The sequence below is a fragment of the Verrucosispora sp. NA02020 genome, assembly GCF_013364215.1.
Taxonomy (GTDB): Bacteria; Actinomycetota; Actinomycetes; order Mycobacteriales; family Micromonosporaceae; genus Micromonospora.
This window is the reverse complement of the sequence record NZ_CP054923.1, coordinates 5348042-5369195: the sequence shown is the minus strand read 5'-3', so window position 1 is coordinate 5369195 and position 21154 is coordinate 5348042. Positions and strand designations below refer to the sequence as shown.

Below are 21154 nucleotides of genomic sequence, written 5' to 3'. Positions count from 1 at the left end.
CTCCGCCGGATCAGGTCGCCCGAGGGCGGCGGGCCGGGGTGAGCGTGTCGGGACTCGCCGACGTCAGCGTGCCGGGCCGCGCCGGTTCTTCGGTGGGCTGCCGTGCCGTTCCAGTGCCTTGCGGAACGGGCCGCCGGGCGGGGGCAGCGGCGCCTTGACCGGGTCGTGGCCCCAGTTCATCAGCGAGTACCGCCACCGTGTGTCGCGGACGTCGCCGCTGGGTCGCTGCGCCATGTGGCGACGGACGTAGCCGACGACCTTGCGCATGTGCTTGTAGTCGGCGGCGCTGAGCTGGTCCCGCTTGCGACGGAGCAGGTCGACGATCTTGCGGCCGGACTCGTGGCCGACCGACTCGCCGCCCTCGGTGCCCTTCTTCTGCCAACCGACGTGCTTGGACTCCGGCGTCTCCAGCCACTGCTGGAGCTCACCGGGCTTCATGTTCACCGCGTCGGTGAACTCACGGTAGGTCTGCTGGTCGTCGGTCCCGCTCACGGCGCAACACCTCCGGGTGGTGGGCGACGTCCTGGCCCGAGTCGGTCTCGGTCACGGCGCGGGTTACCCGGGGGTGCGGCACGGAAACGACGGGGGTGGCCGTCCACTCCCGTGGACCGGGTCCCGCGTTCCGCGATCTCAGTCGTGTCTCTCGGTGACGAAGACGGCGGTGCCGGGGAAGAGCCGGCCGCGCAGCGGGCTCCACTGCCCCCAGAGCCCCTCGTGTCCCTCCGGCCACTCCGGCTCCACCAGGTCCACCAGGCGGAACCCGGCACCGACCAGTTCACGGATCCGGTCGCCGAGGGTGCGGTGCTGCTCGACGTAGGTGGCCACGCCGGTGTCGTCCTGCTCCACGTACGGCTGCCGGTCGAAGTAGGAGTGCACGGCGGTCAGTCCGCCCTCGCCGGGGTCGTCGAGGAAGATCCAGCGCATCGGGTGGGTGACCGAGAAGACCCAGCGTCCGCCGGGGCGCAGGATCCGGTGCACCTCGCGCATCAGGGCGGCCGAGTCGTCGACGAACGGCACCGCGCCGAACGCCGTGCAGGCGACGTCGAAGCTGCCGTCGGCGAACGGCAGCGCCAGCGCGTCGGCCTGGGCCAGTGGTACGCGTACCCCGCTGCGGTCGGCGGCGCGCGCGGCGTGGCGCAGCATGCCGGCGGACAGGTCCACCGCGACCGGGTGGGCGCCCTGGGTGGCCAGCCAGCGGGCGCAGGACGCCGCGCCGCAGCCGACCTCCAGCACCCGGCGTCCGGCCACCTCGCCGAGCAGCCGGGCGTCGGCCTCGCGCAGCCCCTCCGGGCACCAGACGAAGTCCACGTCACCCAGGAAGGCCCCGTGCTCGGCCTGGTAGGCGTCGGCGTCGGTGTCCCACCAGTGGCGGTTGGCGCGGCGGATCTCGGCGTCGCCGACCCGGCGCCGGGTCACCCGGTTGTCGTCGTTCACCCGCTCACGCTAGGCGTCGGGAGGGGGTGGGGCGGCGGTGGGCCGGGGTGTCGTGGTGTCGGCTGGCCGAAATCTCCGCTTTCGCGGGTGGTGAGGTGATGAGGAGACGGGAGGGCTTGCACGCTGTGGTAATGCAGCGGGTAGGGTAGACGATGCGCTCGCGGATCGCGTGCCTCGGCAGGGAGCAGGTGCGCGGTCGACGGAGTCACATCACGATCTCGTTCAGCGATTTCCGGGTGGTGGGTCCGCCGGCGGATCCGTTGGCGCGCACAGGTCACCGCGACACCAGCCTGCTGTGACACACCATCCGACCGGAGCAACCGCCCACATGACGAGCAGCATCGAGGCCCCCTCGAGCGCCACCAAGGTCACCGTCGACGATCTCGGCTCTGAGGAAGCTTTCCTCGCCGCGATCGACGAGACCATCAAGTACTTCAACGACGGCGACATTGTCGAAGGCACCGTCGTCAAGGTCGATCGGGACGAGGTCCTGCTCGACATCGGCTACAAGACCGAGGGTGTCATCCCCTCTCGTGAGTTGTCGATCAAGCACGACGTGGACCCGGCAGAGGTCGTCTCGGTCGGTGACCACATCGAGGCCCTGGTCCTCCAGAAGGAGGACAAGGAGGGTCGGCTGATCCTCTCCAAGAAGCGGGCGCAGTACGAGCGGGCCTGGGGCACGATCGAGAAGATCAAGGACGAGGACGGTGTCGTCCGCGGTTCGGTCATCGAGGTGGTCAAGGGTGGCCTCATCCTCGACATCGGGCTGCGCGGCTTCCTGCCCGCCTCCCTGGTCGAGATGCGGCGTGTGCGCGACCTGCAGCCGTACGTCGGCCGTGAGCTCGAAGCCAAGATCATCGAGCTGGACAAGAACCGCAACAACGTGGTGCTGTCCCGCCGTGCCTGGCTGGAGCAGACGCAGTCCGAGGTGCGCACCGAGTTCCTCAACAAGCTCCAGAAGGGGCAGGTCCGCAAGGGCGTCGTCTCCTCGATCGTCAACTTCGGCGCGTTCGTCGACCTCGGCGGCGTGGACGGTCTGGTGCACGTCTCCGAGCTGTCCTGGAAGCACATCGACCACCCCTCCGAGGTGGTCGAGGTGGGCCAGGAGGTCGAGGTCGAGGTCCTGGACGTCGACCTGGACCGTGAGCGGGTCTCGCTGTCGCTGAAGGCGACCCAGGAGGACCCGTGGCGGCAGTTCGCCCGCACCCACGCGATCCAGCAGATCGTGCCGGGTAAGGTCACCAAGCTCGTGCCGTTCGGTGCGTTCGTCCGCGTCGACGACGGCATCGAGGGTCTGGTGCACATCTCCGAGCTGGCCGAGCGCCACGTGGAGATCCCCGAGCAGGTCGTGCAGGTCGGCTCCGAGGTCATGGTCAAGGTCATCGACATCGACCTGGAGCGTCGCCGGATCTCGCTGTCGCTCAAGCAGGCCAACGAGGGCTTCGTCGAGGGCGAGGAGCACTTCGACCCCACCCTCTACGGCATGGCTGCCACGTACGACAACGAGGGCAACTACATCTACCCGGAGGGCTTCGACCCGGAGACGGGCGAGTGGCTCGAGGGGTACGACAAGCAGCGCGAGACCTGGGAGAACCAGTACGCCGAGGCGCGGCAGCGCTGGGAGGCGCACCAGAAGCAGGTGCAGACCTCTCGGGCCGCCGAGGCCGAGGCCGCTGCCAACCCGCAGCCCGCCCCGACCGGCACCACCACCTCGACCAGCGCGGCACCCAGCCGTCAGGCCGAGGAGCCCGCGGGCACCCTGGCCACCGACGAGGCGCTCGCCGCTCTGCGGGAGAAGCTCGCCGGCGGTAAGTGACCCGCTGCTGACGACGACGGGCCCCGCCCCGACCTGGATGATCCGGGTCGAGGCGGGGCCCTCGCCGTCGACCGGCCCGCCCGCCCGTGCCGGCCGCGCGGGCTTGGCGCGGCGGCCCTGGTCAGGTTGACTGGTGCCGTGTTGAAGATCGGACTCACCGGCGGGATCGGCTCGGGCAAGAGCGCGGTGGCACGCCGGCTGGTCGAGCGCGGGGCGGTACTCGTCGACGCCGACCGGATCGCGCGTGAGGTCGTCGCCCCCGGCACCGACGGGCTGGCCGAGGTCGTCGCGGCCTTCTCCGAGCGGGTGCTCGACGCCGACGGCGCGCTGGACCGGGCCGCACTCGGCGAGGTGGTCTTCGCCGACGAGACGGCCCGCCGCCGGTTGGAGGCCGTCGTGCACGGTCGGGTGCGGGCCCGGACGGCGGAACTGGTCGCTGCGGCACCACCGGACGCCGTCGTGGTCAACGACGTGCCGCTGCTGGTGGAGGTGGGGCTGGCCGCCACGTACCACCTGGTGGTCGTGGTGCGCACGGAGGTGGAGACCCGGCTGCGACGGTTGGCCCGCGACCGGGGGATGAGCCGGGGTGAGGCGGAGCGGCGCATCGCCGCGCAGGCCGACGACGCCCGCCGCGCGGCGGCGGCGGACGTGCTGCTCACCAACGACGGCACCCTCGACGAGTTGCACGCGACGGTCGACGCGCTCTGGCAGGACCGGCTGGTGCCCTACGAGGTCAACCTGCGGCAGCGACGGCCGGTCCGGCTGGACCGGGTGCGCCTGGCCGAGCCCGACCCGACCTGGCCACAGCAGTACGCCCGGCTGGCCGCCCGGATCCGGCACGCGGTCGCCCCCGCCGACCTGCGGGTGGACCACATCGGGTCGACGGCGGTCCCCGGTCTGGCCGCCAAGGACGTCATCGACGTGCAGCTCAGCGTGTCGTCGCTGGCCGAGGCGGACGGACCGATGGCCGACCGGCTCGCCGACGCCGGGTTTCCCCGACTGCCCGGTGAGTGGTGGGACACCGCGCGCACCGGCGGCGGCCGGTGGGAGAAGCGGTTGCACGGCAGCGCCGATCCGGGCCGCCCGGTGCACCTGCACATCCGCCAGGACGGCTCACCGGGCTGGCGGTACGCCCTGCTGATGCGCGACCACCTGCGGGCCGATCCGGACCGGCGGGCCGCGTACCTGGGACTCAAGCGGGAGTTGGCCGCCTCCGCGCCGGAGAGCGGCACGTACGCCACGGCGAAGGACCCGTGGTTCGACGAGGAGCACCTGCGGGCCGAGGAGTGGGCCGCTCAGACCGGGTGGCGTCCCTGACCGGTCGCTCTCAGGTCGGCGGGGTCAGCCGGGGTGTCCGCCCGGTGGTCAGGTCGAGCTGTGCCCAGGCCCCGGCCGGGGTCCGGGTCTCCAGTCGGCGCAGCAGCCCGGTGCGGTCGACCCAGTAGCGGGTCGGTCCCCGGGCGGTCTCGACCTCGACGACGTCCACCGGGACGCCGCGGTGACTGTCGCCACGGATCCGCCGGGTGCTGCCCTGCGGGCCGGTGCCCCGGGCGGCCCGCAGCGCGGCGGACACCAGCGGGTCCAGAGCCGAGGTGCGGTGCGGGCCGGTCCGCCAGCCGGTGGTCGGAGGTGGCAGCGGTGGCCGTGCCGCCGGGTCCGCGCCGGGTCGGGTCTCGATCCGGGCCACCGTGCGCCGGCCGTGCCGAACCAGGACGCGGCGGTCCGTCGCGTCGAGTGCGGTGACGCCCAGGTACGCGGTGCCCGCCGTCCAGCTCAACCAGCCGGAGCCCCGCAGGTCGAGGTCGGTGCCGACCGGGCCGACCAGGGTGACGGTGGCACCACCGGCGGCGCGCAGCCGGGCGGGCAGCCGCTGCCAGCGGTGCCGTTCGGCGGTGGTGAGGGCACGGGGCAGGCCGGGGCGGCCACCCAGCGCGTCGACCGGGCGCAGCGTGGGCCGGTCGGCGCGGTGCAGCTGGAGATTCACCTGACCGACGCCGGGCAGGGTGGTCTCGACCCGGTGCAGCCGTCCGGTCGTGTCCAGCCAGTACCGGGCGACGCCGGTGTGGGGTGCGGCGCTGGGTGATCCGGTCGGGGTGGCGCCGCCGGTGGCGACGGGGCGCGGCAGGGACGTCTCCAGCACGTCGACCGTCTCGCCGGTGACCTGCTCGTGTCGCAGCCAGCGGCCGGAGAGTCCGTCGGCGGGTTCCGGCCGGTCGAGGGCCAGGTCGAAGACCAGGCCCAGCAGCGGGTCGAGGCTCCGGTCGGCGCAGAGCCGCCAGTCGTCGCCCGGGGGCATCAACGGCGGCATGGCGGGGGTCGACATGGCCTCCGGGTCGGGGCGGACCACGGCCACGGTGGGGGTGGCCTGGACCAGTCCGCGCAGCGGGCCGGCGCCGGGACCGCTGACGTCGAGGTAGACCAGCCGGCGGGCCCAGTCGACCCAGCCGAGCAGATCGGTGCGGCCGGCGGTGCCGCTCACCGTGAGGTGCAGTCCGGCACGGACGTCCCGGTAGTTGACGACCCGCATGGCGGCCAACCGGTCCCGCTCGGCGGCCGTGAGCTCACGGGCGGGCGGTGCGGCGGGCGCCCAGTTCACCAGGGTCGCGACCAGGGTGACGGCGGAGGCGGCGGCGGTCAGGGCGAGCGCGGCCAGAACGACGCGGCGACGCCGGGCGGCGACCTGTCGGGAGTGCCCGGCCGCCGGGGTCGTCCCGGCGAGGTCGTCGTCCTCGGCCGGGTTGCCGGCCGTCGGGTCGAGCATGCCGTGCGCCACGGCCGCCCGTCGGACGCCGGGGCGCGGTCGGGGTGCTGCGGCGGCCGGGTCGGTCCCGGACAGACCGAGGATCTCCGGTGGGGTGAGGCCGGCGCGGTGCCGGCGGGCACCGGCGCGGCGGCGGTTGCCCCGTCCGGCGGGGGCGTCCGTCGAGCGGTCGGGCGGGACGCGGATGCCATCGCTGCGTTCGGGCGGGGGGTGGGCGTCGGCCGGGTCGCCGGGTCGCTCGGGGCCGGTGTCGTCGGAGGCCGGTCGTGAGGTGTCCGTCACGGGAGGATGAACGGGCCGGACCGGGTCGGGGTGACGAGGTGGCGGTGCCGGCCGGGTCCTGGTGTGTAGGTGGCGCTCGCGGCGGCCGGTCTGCGCGTTCGGCGCGACCACGTCGGGCGCGCACGCCGGGCATGCCGGGTGCTGCGGCCTTCGGTGCCGGGGGCGGCGTGGCCTGTGGGGCCCGCCACCGGCCCGGTCGGCCGCCGCGAGCGGCCTACGGAAAAAGCGTAGCCGGGTGAGAAGAACCACACAATGCGAATATCGAAGCCGATCAGGTGCCGCCCGTAGTCGCGGCGGAGTGTCGGTCCCCGGGCGTACGGTTGACGTCATGGCGCTCGACATTCCCCGGCTCGACGGCCGTTTCCAGGTCGTCAGTGATTTCCAGCCGGCCGGTGACCAGCCGGCGGCGATCGACGACCTGGAGCGACGCGTCCGCCGAGGCGACCGGCACACGGTGCTGCTCGGCGCGACCGGCACCGGCAAGAGCGCCACGACCGCCTGGCTGGTCGAGCGGCTGCAACGGCCCACGCTGGTGCTGGCGCCCAACAAGACGCTCTGCGCCCAGCTGGCCAAGGAGTTCAGCGAGCTGCTGCCGGACAACGCGGTGGAGTACTTCGTCTCGTATTACGACTACTACCAGCCCGAGGCGTACATCCCGCAGACCGACACGTACATCGAGAAGGACTCCTCGATCAACGAGGAGGTCGAGCGGCTGCGGCACTCGGCCACCATGTCGCTGCTCACCCGGCGCGACGTGGTGGTGGTGGCGACCGTCTCGGCGATCTACGGCCTGGGCACCCCGGAGGAATACCTGGACCGTGCGGTGCGGGTCGCCGTCGGCCAGGAGCTCGACCGGGACCAGTTGCTGCGCCGACTGGTCGACATCCAGTACACCCGCAACGACATGGCCTTCCAGCGGGGCACGTTCCGGGTCCGGGGCGACACGTTGGAGATCATTCCGGCGTACGAGGAACTCGCCGTCCGCATCGAGCTCTTCGGCGACGAGGTGGAGAAGCTCTACTACCTCAACCCGCTCACCGGGGACGTGGTGCGCGAGGTCGACCATCTGCTGATCTTCCCGGCGACGCACTACGCGGCCGGGCCGGAGCGGATGGAGCGGGCGGTCCGCGACATCGAGGCCGAGTTGGGCGAGCGCCTGGCCGAGTTGGATCGGCAGGGCAAGCTGCTGGAGGCGCAGCGGCTGCGGATGCGCACCACGTACGACATCGAGATGATGCGGCAGGTCGGCTTCTGCTCCGGCATCGAGAACTACTCGATGCACATCGACGGGCGGTTGCCCGGCAGCCCGCCGCACTGCCTGCTCGACTACTTCCCCGACGACTTCCTCACCGTCGTCGACGAGTCGCACGTGACGATCCCGCAGATCGGCGGGATGTTCGAGGGTGACGCCTCGCGCAAGCGGATGCTGATCGACCACGGGTTCCGGCTGCCCAGCGCCGCCGACAACCGCCCGCTGCGCTTCGACGAGTTCCTGGAGCGGGTCGGCCAGATGGTCTTCCTGTCGGCCACCCCGGGGCCGTGGGAGTTGGAGCACGCCCAGGGCGAGTACGTCGAGCAGGTGATCCGCCCGACCGGCCTGGTGGACCCGGAGGTCGTGGTCAAGCCCACCAAGGGCCAGATCGACGACCTGATGCACGAGATCAAGCTGCGCACCGAGCGTGACGAGCGGGTCCTGGTCACCACGTTGACCAAGAAGATGGCCGAGGACCTGTCGGACTACCTGCTGGAGAACGGCATCCGGGTGCGGTATCTGCACTCCGAGGTGGACACGTTGCGCCGGGTCGAGTTGCTGCGTGAGTTGCGTCGGGGTGACTACGACGTGCTGGTCGGCATCAACCTGCTGCGCGAGGGGCTGGACCTGCCCGAGGTGTCGTTGGTGGCGATCCTGGACGCGGACAAGGAGGGCTTCCTGCGCAGTGGTCGGTCGTTGATCCAGACCATCGGTCGCGCGGCCCGTAACGTCTCCGGCCAGGTGCACATGTACGCCGACAAGATCACTCCGTCGATGGCGGCCGCGATCGAGGAGACCGATCGGCGCCGGGCCAAGCAGATCGCGCACAACGAGGCGCACGGGATCAGTCCCGAGCCGCTGCGCAAGAAGATCCACGACATTCTCGACGACATCTACCGCGAGGCGGAGGACACCGAGGCGACCCGGGTCGGTGGTGCGGTGCGCCAGTTGTCGCGGGGCAAGGCGCCGGTCAAGGAGACCCGTAGCCGGGCTCGGGGAGGTGCGGCCACCCCGGCCCGCGAGGGCATGGCGCGGGCCGAGTTGGCGCAGCTCATCCAGGAGCTCAACGACCAGATGCTGGCCGCCGCGCGCGAGTTGCAGTTCGAGTTGGCCGCCCGGATCCGCGACGAGGTCGCCGACCTCAAGAAGGAGTTGCGGGGAATGGACGCCGCCGGGGTGTCGTGATGGCCCGGGGCGGGTGTGGTGGCGCGTGGCGATATCGGTTCGTTGCATAGCGCGAGCAAGGTATTGCCGTGCGTGACTGTCCTGCGTACTCTCCGACGGTGGGGAGGCCGGGATGCCGTTGTCAGCAAGTCCTGTCATCCGCAGGGTTCGGCTCGGCGCGGAGTTGCGCCAGCTGCGCCGCGGGGAGTCACTCACCTTGGAGCAGGTCTGTGGCCAGCTCGGGTGGGCGTCCACGTCCAAGTTGTCCCGCATCGAGCTGGGTCAGAGTCGGCCGGACCTGGCCGACGTGCTGGATCTGCTCGACGTCTACCAGGTGCCGCCACCGCAGCGCGAGGCGTTGATCGTCATCGCCCGGGACGCGGCGGCCGGTCGCGGCTGGTCCCGGGCGCTGGGTGAGATGGGGGAGCGGCAACGCGCGTACGCGGAGCTGGAGGCGGGCGCGGCGGGCATCGTCGAGTACCAACCGGCCGTGCTGCCCGGGTTGGTGCAGACCCCGGCGTACGCCCGGCTGCGGCTGGCGGCTGCGGCGCTGATCGGTCCCGAGCTGGACCTGGAGGCCGAGGTGCGGGCTCGCGGGCTGCGGCAGCAGGTGCTGCGCCGGGCCGATCCGCCGCACTACACGGCGCTACTGGACGAGCGGGTCTGCGCCCTCGGCGGCATGCCGGTGGACGTCTGGCGGGAGCAGCTGTGGCACCTGGTGGCGCTGACCGAGCTGCCGCACGTCACCATCCGGCTGGTGCCCGGCGACGTCCCGTCCCACGACGGTGTGCATCCGTTGGCGGGCTTCTCGTGGTACGTCTTTCCCGATCCGGCGGATCCGCGCACGGTGATGGTGGAGACGCTCACCACCGACCTGCGGCTGGTCGCCGAGGCCGACATCGCCCGCTACGAACGGATGGTCGAGTGGCTGTCGGCGGTGGCGCTGCCGGCCACCGAGACCGCGGCGGTGCTGGCCCGGCAGGCCGAGCGACCGGAGATCCCCCGGCCCGCCGACCCCGTCGAGGACGCCGTGCGGGCTCCCGTCGAGGAGGTCCCGGCCGCAGAGCGCGACGCGGAGCGGCTCGCCGGCTGACGTTCGCCGGTCCGGGTCGGACGCGGACGCCGGACGCGATTAGTCGGGTGGGGACGCGCGGCCGGCGGGCCCGGCGCGCCCCCGAGCCCGTCGGGACCGCCGACCGCGCGTCGCGGGCACGATAGACGAGGGGTACGACACTTTTCGGTCCCGCGCCGGGCCGGGACGGCGTCCTCAGGCGGGTACGTCGACGAAATGCTCGACGAGCGGCGGACCGGCGAAGTGCGGACCGATCAGCCCGCGCCACCGCGCGAAGCGGTCGGTCTGCCGGAAGTTGACCTCGTGCGCCTCGACCGAGTCCCACTCGACCAGCAGCACGAACCGCGTGGGGGACTCGACACCCCGGGTCATCCGGACCGAGCGGCAGCCGGGCGTGTCGGCGAGGACCGGGTGCGCCGTGCGGTACGCGGCGGCGAACTCGTCCTCCTGCCCGGGAATCACGTCGATCAGCGCGACTTCAAGCACCATGTCAGCAGCCTCGCACGGCGGGCGGGTCGGGGTGGGCGCAGGGGTCTGTTCCACCGGCGGTCGGCGCTCTAGGGTGAGCGCGCGACAGACCCGGGAGGACCTGTGATCGACTGGCTCACCAGCACGGCGTTCAGCGTCGCCGGGGCGGGCATCAGCTGGGCGGAGCTGCTGGGCTTCGGCACCGGTGTGGTGAACGTCTGGCTGATCGCCCGGCAGCACATCGCCAACTGGGCGATCGGCATCGCCAACGTGCTGCTGCTCGGACTGTTGTTCTGGACGACGGGTCTGTACGCCGACGCGAGCCTGCAACTGGTCTACGTGGCTCTCGGCTGCTACGGGTGGTGGCACTGGTTGTACGGCGGCGAGCGGCGCAGCCGGCTCACGGTGACCCGGACCGGGCGGCGGGAGTGGTGGGCGCTCGGTGTGGCGGGGGTGCTGCTCACCGGCGGGATCTGGCTGCTGCTGGACCGGGCCACCGACTCGACCGTGCCGCTGCCCGACGCGCTCACCACGGCGCTGTCGCTGCTGGCCACGTACGGGCAGACCCGCAAGCTGGTGGAGAGTTGGTGGCTGTGGATCGCCGCCGACCTGATCTACATCCCGCTCTACGGGTACAAGGGACTCTGGCTGACCGCCGTGCTGTACGTGATCTTCCTCGGTCTCTGCGTGGTGGGTCTGCGGGCGTGGCGGTCGGACCTGCGGCGACGTGCGGTCGCCGCACCGGTGCCGCCCGGCCCGGCGCCGGTGGTCGCGTGAGCGGCGGGACCGACCCGGCGGCCACCCCGCCCGGGGACGCCCCCCGGTTCCGGCACGGCATGGTGGTCGGGAAGTTCTATCCGCCGCATGCCGGCCACCACGCGCTGATCGAGGCGGCGGCGGCGCGCTGCGCGACGGTGACCGTGGTGGTCGCGCCGTCCCGGTGGGAGTCGATCCCGCTCGCCGAGCGGGTCGCCTGGTTGCGGGAGGCGCACGCGGGCAGCGGCCGGGTCCGGGTGGTGGGGCGGTATGACGACCATCCGGTCGACTACGCGGACCCGGCGGTGTGGGACGCGCACTGCGCGGTGTTCCGGGAGGCGGTCGGGCCCGAGCCGGTGGACGCCGTGTTCTCCTCCGAGGAGTACGGCGCGGAGTTGGCCCGTCGCTTCGACGCGGTGGCGGTCTGCGTGGACCCGGACCGGCGGGCGGTGCCGGTCTCCGGTACGGCGGTCCGCGCCGACCCGGTGACACACTGGCGGTGGCTGAGCCCGCCGGTGCGGGCCTGGTTCGTCCGCCGGGTCGTGGTGGTGGGCGCCGAGTCCAGCGGCACCACCACGATGGCGGCGGCGCTGGCCGCCCACTACGACACGGCGTGGGTCCCCGAGTACGGCCGCGAGCTGACCGCCCGCAAGCTGGCGCTCCTGCGTCGGCGGGAGCCCTCGGCGACGGTCTTCGACGTGGCCTGGGACCGGGACGACTTCGTCGAGGTGGTCCGTGGGCAGCAGGCGGCCGAGGACGCGGCGGCCCGGGTCAGCGGCCCGCTGCTGTTCTGCGACACGGACGCCCGGGCGACCGCCGTCTGGGAGGAGCGGTATCTGGGCTCGACCTCCTCGGTGGTCCGGGCGGCGGCCCGACGTCCGGCGCTGTATCTGCTGACCGACCACGAGGGCGTGCCCTTCGACGACGACGGGCTGCGTGACGGCGAGCACCTGCGGGCCTGGATGACCGGGCGGTTCCGCACCGAGCTGGTCGGGTGCGGGGTGCCGACGGTGACGCTGTCCGGGTCGCACGCCGAGCGGCTGGCCACGGCGGTGGCGGCGTGCGACGCACTGCTGGCCGCCGGCTGGTCCCTGGCCGATCCGCTGCTCCCCGCCACCCACGACACCTAGCCTCCTAGGATGCCATAGCGGGAGGGCGGTGGGTCACACCAGAACGTCGGTCTCCTGCTCATAGGAAACTTTCCGCCGATCGACAATCCTCAGTCCGCATCTTTACTCCGGGCGGCACGCCGCGCCTGCCTGCCCGGGACGACGGGACCGCCCGTGTGGTGGTGATCGTCGGATCGGGCACCCTGGTAGGCGCGGTGCGACACGGCGAAGGAGAGGGTGGGAACGTGGGCCTGGAACGGGACTGGCGGCTCGTGGGTGCGCCCAACGCGCGGGATCTGGGTGGTCTGGTCGGTGCGCGGGGACGGCGGGTCCGGCCGGGGCGGCTGATCCGTACTCCCGCGTTGGGCCGGCTGACCGACGAGGACCTGACGGTGCTGGCCGGGCTCGGTCCGGTGTGCGTGGTGGATCTGCGGGACGACTCGGAGATGTCGGTGGCCCCGCCGGACCGGCTGGTCGGCGCGCCGACCGTGGTGCACCTGCCGGTGCACGACCCGGCCCATCCGGTCTTCACCTACGTCTCGGCGGTGCTGCTCGGGCACGACCTGGACGGGTACGCGGACCTGGCGCGGCAGGGGACACCGGCGGCGATGGCGGACATCTACCGCTGGTTCGTGACCGGGGAGTCGGCCCGGGCGGGTTTCGGCGCGGCGGTGCGGTTGGCGGCCGAGGCACCGAACCTGCCGTTGATGTACCACTGCTCGGCGGGCAAGGACCGCACCGGTTGGCTGACCGTGGTGCTGCTGCACGCCCTGGGCGTGGACGAGGCCGCGATCCGGGCCGACTACCTGGCCAACAACGAGTTGACCGAGAGCCTGCGCGAGGTGCTGATCGAGGCGATGCGGCGGCGGCATCCCGGGCTTGACGACGCGGCGGTGCGTCCGGTGCTGGAGGTCCGTCCGGAGTATCTGGACGCCGGGTACGCGCAGGTGCGGCGGGTGCACGGGTCGTTCGACGCGTACCTGCGGGACGGGCTGGGGGTCACCGGTGAGACGGTGGCGGCGTTGCGGGCCAACCTGCTGGAGTGAGGTGGTGGCGGTCGCGCCACAGCCGGGCGGAGATGTCGGCGACCAGGCGTCGGGCGTGTGCGTCGGCCGGGCCGCTGGGCTGTTGCGCGGTCAGCGGGGTGGTGGTGCAGACGACCAGCAGGTACGGCGGGGCGTCGGTGGGGAAGACCACTGCCGCGCCGTGGCGGACTCCGCGTACCCAGCCGTTCTTGTGGGCCAGCCGGGTGCCGGCGGGTAGGCCCTCGGCGATGTCCTGGCGGACCTGTTGGGCGCAGAGCACGTCGCGCATGGCGGCGCAGGCGGCGGGTGAGGCGACCGGCCCGGGGCGGGTGGCGCCGACGGCGACGGCGCGCAGCAGGGCGGCCAGGTCGGCGGCGGTGACCAGGTTGGTGATGCCGGCGTCGCGGGCGGCGAGGTCCTCGATGCCCCGGGCGGTGACGCTGTGCCGGGCGCCGGCCGCGGCCCAGACCTCGGCCACGGCGGGTCGGCCGACGTGGTCGAGGAGCAGGTTGGTGGCGAGGTTGCTGGACCGCACGATCATCCGTTCGGCGAGCCAGCGCAGCGGCACCTGCCGTCCGAGCCGGTCCCAGACCTCCTGGTCGTTGTCGTACTCGCGGACGCAGGAGTACGGAGGTGCGTCCGGGAGGGCGGAGGTGAACCGGTTGCGGACCGGCACCGGGGTGTCCAGGTCGAGCCGTCCGGTCTCGGCGGTGCGGTGCAGCGCGGCGAGCACCGCGAGTTTCATGGTGCTCGCCGCGTAGTGGGTGACCTCGGCGTGTCGGGTCCAGGTGGGCGGGGCGTCGAGCCGCCCCGCGTACACCGAGATCGTGCCGGGTTCCCGGTCCAGCCGCGCGTCGTCGGCGGACATGAAAGGGGTCAGCCGGCGTGCTTGCGGCGGGCGGCGGTGCGCGCCCGCTGGGTCTGGTCGAGCACGACCTTGCGGATGCGTACGGCGGCGGGGGTGACCTCGACGCACTCGTCCTCGCGGCAGAACTCGAGGGCCTGCTCCAGCGACAGCTTGCGCGGCGGGATCAGCTTCTCGGTCTCGTCGGCGGTGGAGGAGCGCATGTTGGTGAGCTTCTTCTCCTTGGTGATGTTGACGTCCATGTCGTCGGAGCGGGAGTTCTCCCCGACGATCATGCCCTCGTACACCTCGGTGGTGGGCTCGACGAAGAGTTGGCCGCGTTCCTGGAGGTTGGTCATCGCGAAGGCGGTGACGGCGCCGGCCCGGTCGGCGACCAGCGAGCCGTTGTTGCGGGTCCGCAGCTCGCCGAACCACGGCTCGTACGACTCGAAGACGTGGTGCAGGATGCCGGTGCCACGGGTCTCGGTGAGGAACTCGGTGCGGAAGCCGATCAGGCCGCGCGCCGGGACCAGCCACTCCATCCGGATCCAGCCGGTGCCGTGGTTGACCAGCTGCTCCATCCGGCCCTTGCGGGTGGCCAGCAGCTGGGTGATCGCGCCGAGGTAGTCGTCGGGCGAGTCGATGGTGAGCCGCTCCACCGGCTCGCAGGTGCGGCCGTCGATCTCGCGGGTGACCACCTGCGGCTTGCCGACGGTCAGCTCGAAGGACTCGCGGCGCATCTGCTCGACCAGGATCGCCAGCGCCAGCTCGCCTCGGCCCTGCACCTCCCAGGCGTCCGGGCGCTCGGTGGGCAGCACCCGCAGCGACACGTTGCCGATCAGTTCCTTGTCCAGCCGGTCCTTGACCATCCGGGCGGTGACCTTGGCGCCCTTGACCCGGCCGACCAGCGGCGAGGTGTTGGTGCCGATGGTCATCGAGATGGCCGGCTCGTCGACGGTGATCAGCGGCAGCGGCTGCGGGTTCTCCGCGTCGGCGAGCGTCTCGCCGATCATGATCTCGGGGATGCCGGCGACGGCGATGATGTCGCCCGGGCCGGCCGAGTCGGCGGGCTTGCGCTCCAGGCCCTCGGTCATCAGCAGCTCGGAGATGCGGACCCGCTGGGTGCTGCCGTCGGTGCGGCACCAGGCCACGGTCTGGCCCTTGGCGATGGTGCCCTGCCGGACCCGGCACAGCGCGAGGCGGCCGAGGAACGGGGAGGCGTCGAGGTTGGTCACGTGCGCCTGGAGCGGGGCCTGCTCGTCGTACGCGGGCGGCGGGATGGTGTCCAGCAGGGTGCGGAACAGCGGCTCCAGGCTCTGGCTGTCCTGGGGTACGGAGCCGTCGGCGGGCTGGGTCAGCGAGGCGATGCCGTCGCGGGCGCAGGCGTAGACGATCGGGAAGTCGATCTGCTCCTCGTCGGCGTCGAGGTCGAGGAAGAGCTCGTAGCTGTCGTCGACGACCTCCTTGATCCGGGCGTCGGGACGGTCCACCTTGTTGATCACGAGGATGATCGGCATCCGGGCCTTGAGGGCCTTGCGGAGCACGAACCGGGTCTGCGGCAGCGGGCCCTCGCTGGCGTCGACCAGGAGCACCACGCCGTCGACCATGGTCAGGCCGCGCTCGACCTCACCGCCGAAGTCGGCGTGGCCGGGGGTGTCGATGATGTTGATGGTGACCGGGTCGGAGCCGTCCGCCGGCAGGTAGCGCACGCCGGTGTTCTTGGCGAGGATGGTGATGCCCTTCTCGCGTTCGAGGTCCATCGAGTCCATCACCCGCTCGGTCACCTCGCCCCGGGCGCCGTAGGCGCCGGCCTGCCGCAACATGGCATCGACCAGGGTGGTCTTGCCGTGGTCGACGTGAGCGATGATGGCGACGTTGCGAAGGTCGGTGCGCAGCTGCATGAGCTCCATCCTCCCGCCTCGGCGGTAGCCGCGTGGCGTCGGGGTCACCGGAGGGTGGGGCCGCGCGGTGACGGAGAGCACTGTCACACTTGCAGGGCAGTCCTGCCGAGGTGATCCGGGGGCGCCGTGCACGATCTGCTGAACTCGGTGCAGAGCCTGCCACCGGGTCTGATCTACGTGGTGGCGGCCCTGGTGGTGGCGGCCGAGACGGCTCTGCTCGTCGGGTTGGTGGCGCCCGGTGAGGCCACTCTGCTGTTGGTGGGCTTCCTCACGTACACCGGGACGTTGCGGCTCGGTCCGGCGCTGGCGGTGATGGTCGTCGCGGCGGCGACGGGCGACGCGGTGGCGTTCCGGGCCGGGCGGCGCTACGGACCCCGGTTGCGGGCGAGCCGGTGGGGTGCGCGGGTGGGGCCGCAGCGGTGGGCCCGGGCCGACGCGATGCTCGGGCGGATGGGGGGCCGGGGCGTGCTGACCGCCCGCTGGGTGGCGTTCGCCCGGACGCTGGTGCCCCGGCTGGCGGGCGCGGCGGGCATGCCGTACCGCCGGTTCGCGCCGTGGAACCTGGCCGGGGTGGCGACCTGGGTGGGTGGGTCGGTGCTGGTGGGGCACCTGGCGGGTGAGTCGTATGCGACGGTGTCCCGGCTGCTCGGGCAGGCCACCGGCGCGGTGCTGGTGCTGATCGCGGCGCTGCTCGCGGTGGTGATGGTCGGGCGGTGGCTGGGGCGTAACCCGGACCCGGTCCGGGCGCTGGTGACGCGGGCCGCGCGACTGCCGCCGCTGCGGTGGCTGTCGGCCCGGTACGGGCTGCTGTTCTTCCTGCTCAGTCTGCGGCTCGGTCCGGCCTGGGCGTTGCTGGCGAATCTGGCGGCCGGGGTGGTGCTGCTGTTCGCGGTCGGTCTGGTCATCGCCTGGGCGTTGCGGACGGTGGTCCGGCACAGCGGTCTGTCACTGGTGGACGGGGCGATCGCGGGGTGGTTCGCGGCGCGGCGTACGCCGGACGCGGTGGAGGCGACGCAGGCGGCGGTGTCGGTGTTGCGCGGGTCGTCGCTGATCGTGGTGGTCGCGGTGGTGGCGCTGGTGCAGGCGTGGCGGCACCGGCCGTGGCGGGCGGACCTGCTCAGTGTGGTGGGCACGGTCGGTGCGTTCGTGCCGCTGGTGGTGTTGGCGGTGGTGGCCGACCTGGCCGCCGGCGGACGGACGGTGCTGTTCTCCACGCAGAACGTGGTGGTCACGGCCAGCCTGTGCACGCTGGCCTGGTTGCTGTCGCGGGGGGCGCGGTGGCCGTTGGCGGTGGCGGCCTGGACGGTCGCGGCGGTCGGGGTCGTCGCGATCGGCGGGGCGCGGCTCTATCTGGGGATGAGCACGGCCAGCGGGACGGTGGGCGCGGTGTTGCTGGGTGCGGCGTGGCCGGCGGTGTTCATGGTCGCGTGGGCCACGCGGGACCGGGCGGTGACGGCCGGGTCGGTGCGTGAGTCGGGTTTCGGGCCGACGGTGTAGCCGACAGGGGGCTTGACCTGGGCGGCGTGGATGTGCGGGCCACGAAACACGACCTGGGGCTGTTAGTGTGCGGCGGGCTCGTCACTGCCGAAGGGGGTCGACATGGGACGGAGCGTCACCAGACTGGGCGTCGCGCTGCTCGCCGGGCTGTTGCTGGCGACCGGGGGTGGTTGCGCCAGTGTGGACGCTCCGGCGACGGAGGTGCCCGCGCCGGTCGCGTTGCCGCAGGAGGCGACGGAGCCGACGCAGGCCACCGAGTCGGTCGGGCCGGACGAGGCCAGTCCCACGCCGAAGGCGGTCCAGTCGATGGGTGCCGCGCCCCGGTCGGCTGCCGCGCCGTCGCCGACGGCGAGCGTGAAGCCGACGCCGCGACGCAGCGCCCCGGCGCCGAGGGCGGTGCCGAAGCCGCCGACGGAGACCAACGTGCCGCCGAAGCCGCCGAAGCCCGCGCCCAGTGGCTGCCAGCCCACCTACAAGGGCGAGCAGGCCAGCCGGGCGCAGGCCAAGGCGGCGCTGACCGACGCGGCAGGCCGGACCTACTGGCCGACCTCCGCGCCGGACATCCGCGTTCCGCTGGACCTGATCAAGGCGACCGCCTGGCAGGAGAGCGGGTGGCAGTCCAACATCGTCGCCTGCGACGAGGGCATCGGCCTGATGCAGGTGATGCCGGATACCGCGACCTGGATGAACCAGCGGTTCGGGCAGAGCTACGACGTGTGGGACTACCGGGACAACGCCTATCTCGGCGGCACCTATCTGGCGTGGCTCACCAAGTACATCGGTGACATGTACTTCGACGCCGACTACCGGCTGGACGCGGGCCTGTGCACCTCGGGTGTCCTGGACTCCTGTCTGCTCAACGCGGTGATCGCCGCGTACAACTTCGGTCACGGGGCGGTGGCCCGACCGGGGCAGCCGTTGGCCATCCCCAATCCGGGTTACGTGCGCAACGTGCGGGCGCTGATGTCGGAGTGTGTCTGCCTGGGGTTCTGATCGCGGGTGATCCGGCCGGGCCACCAGAACCTCTCGCCGAGCAGGAACGCCAGCGCCGGCACGACGACCGTGCGGACGAGCAGGGTGTCCAGCAGGACGCCCAGGCAGACGATGATGCCGATCTGGGTCAGGGTGATCAGCGGTAGCACGCCGAGCAGCGCGAAGACCGCGGCGAGCAGGATGCCGGCGCTGGTGATGACGCCGCCGGTGGCGCGGAGCGCGGAGAGCATGCCCTCGCGGGTGCCGGTGGCGCGGGCGTCCTCCCGGGCCCGGGTGACCAGGAAGATGTTGTAGTCCACGCCGAGCGCGACGAGGAAGACGAAGGCCAGCAGCGGCACTGTGGTGTCCAGTGCGGGGAAGCCCAGGACGTGGTCGAAGAGCAGCCAGGCACCGCCGAGGCTGGCGAAGTACGACGCGACGACGGTGACCACCAGCAGCACCGGGGCGATGATGCCGCGTAGCAGCAGCACGAGCACTGCGGCGACCAGCAGCAGGATCAGCGGCAGGATCACCCGGAGGTCCCGGTCGTCGGCGGCGGCGGAGTCGTAGTCTCCGGCGAGGCTGCCGCCGACCAGGGCGCCGGAGATCTCGTCGACGCCGGCCGGGGTCGGGGGTGCCGAGTCGGGTACGGCGGAGACAGCGTCGCGGAGCGCGACCAGGGTGCGGTTCGCGGCGGCGGTGCCGGGTTCGGCGTCGAGGACGACGTCGATCTGGGCGACGGTGTCTCCGGCCGGGCCGGGGCGGGCGGAGGCGACCCCGTCGACGGCGGTGGCGGCCTCGGTGACGGCCGGCACGGTGGCGGGGTTGGTCATCACCGCGACGGGTTGGGTGGTGCCGGCGGGGAAGGCGCGGCCGAGGGTCTGCGCGCCGGCCACCGCCTCCGGCTCGATCCGGAACTGCTCGGTCTCGGAGAGGCCGGTGCGCAGGCCCAGCCCGCCGAGGGCGAGCGCGGCCAGCAGCAGGGTGGCCAGCGCCGCGACGGGCACCGGGCGGCGGATCACGGCGGCGCCGAGGCGGCCCCAGATCCGGCCTTCGCGGCCCTGGCTGCCGACCTCGGGCACCAGCGGCCAGAACAGGCGGCGTCCGCCGAGCACCAGGGCGGCGGGCAGCACCAGCAGGGCCGAGGCCATCGCGAGCAGGATGCCGGTGGCGCAGGCCACGGCGAGGGCGCGGTTGAGTTCCCGTTCGCTGAGCAGCAGCGTGAGTACGCCGAGCATGACGGTGCCGCCGCTGGCCAGGATCGGTTCGGCGGTGCGGCGCAGGGCCTTGCGCATCGCGACGAAGCGGTCCTGCTCGCGGCGTAGTTCCTCGCGGTAGCGGGCGATGAGCAGCAGGGCGTAGTTGGTGGCGGCACCGAAGACGAGGACGCTGGCGATGCCGGTCACGGCACCACCGGCGAAGTTGATGCCGACCGCCGGGATGATGGTGTCCAGGGCGCGCAGGGTGATCTGCTCGGTGGCTGCCACGATGGTCAGCGGGATCAGCCAGAGCAGCGGGCTGCGGTAGGTGACCAGCAGCAGGACCGCGACGACGGCGGCGGTGAAGGCGAGCAGGGTGAGGTCGGCGCCCTCGAAGACCTTGGTGAGGTCGGCGGTGAAGGCGGGCCCGCCGGTGACCTCGACGGTCAGGTCCCCGGGCAGCGCGGTGAGCGACTCGCGCAGTTCGGCCACCTGTGCGCTGACGGCGTCCTGGCCGCCGGCGGTGGACATCGGCACGACGACCAGGGCGACGGTGCCGTCGGGGGACACCTGGGGCGGGACGACCTGGCCGCCGACGGCGAACTCGCTGAGCCCGGTGGAGCCGGTGGTGATCGCGGCCTGGTCGGCGTCGGTCAGTGCGGCGCCGTCGTCGCGGCTGACCACCACCACGGCGGCGGCGACGTCACTTTGGGGCAGTTCGTCCTGGAGCAGCTCGACCTGCGTCGACTCCCAGCTCTCGGACAGCCCGGTGGCGGAGACCGGTGCCGGGTTGTCGGGAGTGGGCAGGGCGAAGACGATCGCGCCGAAGACGACCGTCAGCAGGACGGTGAGCCAGGCTGCGCGGCGGCTGCGCGCGACACGGGTTAATACGGACATCCGTAGGGCCCCTCGAAACAGGTCTCTCGACAGACAGATATCTAGACAGTCGAGAGTTTCGTCCATCAAGATAGATGTGGCAACTACTGGCGGCGTGAGAATCTCGACAACGGTGGTGGACGGCCGGCTGGGTATGCTCCGACGCGGGCGTTCGGGAGGGGAAGCGGCGCGACGTGGCGGCTCAGGGGATGTACCGGCGGCGGGATACCCGCCGGGAGCTGCTGATCGCCGAGATCACCGCCGAGCTGCGCCGCTACGGCGTGGACGCCCAGCACGTGGGGCACGCCTTCGCCGGGCAGCACGGTCTGAACGTCACCGACCTGCAGGCGTTGATCGCGGTCATGGACGCCGAGCTGGCCGAGGCGCCGATCACCCCGGGACGGCTCGGCGAGCGCCTCGCCATCTCCTCCGGGTCGGTCACCGCCCTGATCGACCGGCTGGAACGCGCCGGGCACATCCGGCGGGACCGGGATCCCACCGACCGGCGCAAGATCCTGCTCCGCTACGCCGACCGTGGTGCGGCGCTCGCGATGGACTTCTTCCGGCCGCTGGGCGAGCGCACCGACCGGGTGATGAGCGGCTTCCGCGACGACGAGCTGGAGGTGGTGTACCGCTTCATCTCCGCCATGGGTGCCTCGCTGCGGGAACACCGGGACACCGTCCGGGGCGCCCGACCCGAGCCGCCCCGACGCCGGACGGAGTGAC

General features: G+C 72.6%; 17 protein-coding genes. 10 read left to right on the top strand and 7 right to left on the bottom strand.

Annotated features, from left to right (window positions below; translation table 11 throughout):
* Nucleotides 1–63: 63 nt before the first annotated feature.
* Together HUT12_RS23840 and HUT12_RS23835 are read right to left on the bottom strand one after the other, a co-directional pair.
* A complete protein-coding gene (locus HUT12_RS23840; RefSeq protein ID WP_176094833.1) occupies nucleotides 64–492 on the bottom strand; it encodes a DUF3140 domain-containing protein in 429 nt (142 codons plus the stop codon).
* 138 nt (nucleotides 493–630) lie between these two features.
* Nucleotides 631–1434 carry a class I SAM-dependent methyltransferase gene (locus HUT12_RS23835; RefSeq protein ID WP_176094832.1) on the bottom strand — a complete coding sequence of 268 codons (804 nt, stop codon included), beginning with the start codon at nucleotides 1432–1434 and terminating at the stop codon, nucleotides 631–633.
* Between the two features lie 328 nt (nucleotides 1435–1762).
* Here HUT12_RS23835 and rpsA point away from each other — a divergent pair, with 328 nt between their 5' ends.
* Both rpsA and coaE read left to right on the top strand, forming a co-directional pair.
* On the top strand, nucleotides 1763–3250 hold the full coding sequence (gene rpsA, locus HUT12_RS23830; RefSeq protein WP_117227135.1) for a 30S ribosomal protein S1: 1488 nt from the start codon (nucleotides 1763–1765) through the stop codon (nucleotides 3248–3250).
* 138 nt (nucleotides 3251–3388) lie between these two features.
* Nucleotides 3389–4567: a dephospho-CoA kinase gene (gene coaE / locus HUT12_RS23825; protein ID WP_176094831.1), complete on the top strand. Its 1179-nt coding sequence runs from the start codon at nucleotides 3389–3391 to the stop codon at nucleotides 4565–4567.
* A gap of 10 nt (nucleotides 4568–4577) precedes the next feature.
* Here the strand turns inward: coaE and HUT12_RS33255 are convergent, their stop codons facing one another.
* Nucleotides 4578–6293, bottom strand: coding sequence for a hypothetical protein (locus HUT12_RS33255; protein ID WP_176094830.1), 1716 nt, complete (start codon nucleotides 6291–6293; stop codon nucleotides 4578–4580).
* A gap of 328 nt (nucleotides 6294–6621) precedes the next feature.
* Here HUT12_RS33255 and uvrB point away from each other — a divergent pair, with 328 nt between their 5' ends.
* Together uvrB and HUT12_RS23810 are read left to right on the top strand one after the other, a co-directional pair.
* Nucleotides 6622–8730, top strand: a complete 2109-nt coding sequence (uvrB, locus tag HUT12_RS23815; RefSeq protein ID WP_176094829.1) for an excinuclease ABC subunit UvrB — start codon at nucleotides 6622–6624, stop codon at nucleotides 8728–8730.
* 112 nt (nucleotides 8731–8842) lie between these two features.
* Complete coding sequence (locus HUT12_RS23810; protein WP_131057038.1) at nucleotides 8843–9802, top strand: helix-turn-helix transcriptional regulator; 960 nt, start codon at nucleotides 8843–8845, stop codon at nucleotides 9800–9802.
* Nucleotides 9803–9976: 174 nt separating this feature from the next.
* On the opposite strand, the gene HUT12_RS23805 is transcribed toward HUT12_RS23810, so the two are convergent.
* Nucleotides 9977–10270: an antibiotic biosynthesis monooxygenase gene (locus tag HUT12_RS23805; protein WP_176094828.1), complete on the bottom strand. Its 294-nt coding sequence runs from the start codon at nucleotides 10268–10270 to the stop codon at nucleotides 9977–9979.
* A 102-nt stretch (nucleotides 10271–10372) separates the two neighbouring features.
* Here HUT12_RS23805 and pnuC point away from each other — a divergent pair, with 102 nt between their 5' ends.
* The 3 genes from pnuC to HUT12_RS23790 all read left to right on the top strand — a co-directional run bounded on the left by pnuC (nucleotide 10373) and on the right by HUT12_RS23790 (nucleotide 13160).
* Complete coding sequence (gene pnuC / locus HUT12_RS23800; RefSeq protein ID WP_176094827.1) at nucleotides 10373–11026, top strand: nicotinamide riboside transporter PnuC; 654 nt, start codon at nucleotides 10373–10375, stop codon at nucleotides 11024–11026.
* A complete protein-coding gene (locus HUT12_RS33250; RefSeq protein ID WP_303393501.1) occupies nucleotides 11023–12135 on the top strand; it encodes an AAA family ATPase in 1113 nt (370 codons plus the stop codon). Before pnuC ends, HUT12_RS33250 begins: the two co-directional genes overlap by 4 nt.
* Before the next feature lie 230 nt (nucleotides 12136–12365).
* A complete protein-coding gene (locus tag HUT12_RS23790) occupies nucleotides 12366–13160 on the top strand; it encodes a tyrosine-protein phosphatase (protein WP_176095939.1) in 795 nt (264 codons plus the stop codon).
* Here the strand turns inward: HUT12_RS23790 and HUT12_RS23785 are convergent.
* Together HUT12_RS23785 and typA are read right to left on the bottom strand one after the other, a co-directional pair.
* Nucleotides 13114–14007 carry a serine hydrolase gene (locus HUT12_RS23785; protein ID WP_176094826.1) on the bottom strand — a complete coding sequence of 298 codons (894 nt, stop codon included), beginning with the start codon at nucleotides 14005–14007 and terminating at the stop codon, nucleotides 13114–13116. The two genes, HUT12_RS23790 and HUT12_RS23785, sit on opposite strands and share 47 nt — an antisense overlap.
* Nucleotides 14008–14015: 8 nt before the next feature.
* On the bottom strand, nucleotides 14016–15884 hold the full coding sequence (gene typA / locus HUT12_RS23780) for a translational GTPase TypA (protein WP_131055881.1): 1869 nt from the start codon (nucleotides 15882–15884) through the stop codon (nucleotides 14016–14018).
* Nucleotides 15885–16010: 126 nt separating this feature from the next.
* On the opposite strand from typA, the gene HUT12_RS23775 reads away from it, so the two are divergent.
* Together HUT12_RS23775 and HUT12_RS23770 are read left to right on the top strand one after the other, a co-directional pair.
* Entirely contained in the window at nucleotides 16011–17381 is a 1371-nt protein-coding gene (locus HUT12_RS23775) for a DedA family protein (RefSeq protein ID WP_176094825.1), read from the top strand.
* A 102-nt stretch (nucleotides 17382–17483) separates the two neighbouring features.
* On the top strand, nucleotides 17484–18374 hold the full coding sequence (locus HUT12_RS23770; RefSeq protein WP_176094824.1) for a lytic transglycosylase domain-containing protein: 891 nt from the start codon (nucleotides 17484–17486) through the stop codon (nucleotides 18372–18374).
* On the opposite strand, the gene HUT12_RS23765 is transcribed toward HUT12_RS23770, so the two are convergent.
* Complete coding sequence (locus HUT12_RS23765) at nucleotides 18320–20449, bottom strand: efflux RND transporter permease subunit (protein ID WP_176094823.1); 2130 nt, start codon at nucleotides 20447–20449, stop codon at nucleotides 18320–18322. The genes HUT12_RS23770 and HUT12_RS23765 overlap by 55 nt on opposite strands.
* A 188-nt stretch (nucleotides 20450–20637) precedes the next feature.
* Here HUT12_RS23765 and HUT12_RS23760 point away from each other — a divergent pair, with 188 nt between their 5' ends.
* A complete protein-coding gene (locus HUT12_RS23760; protein WP_131054684.1) occupies nucleotides 20638–21153 on the top strand; it encodes a MarR family winged helix-turn-helix transcriptional regulator in 516 nt (171 codons plus the stop codon).
* Nucleotide 21154 lies beyond the last annotated feature (1 nt).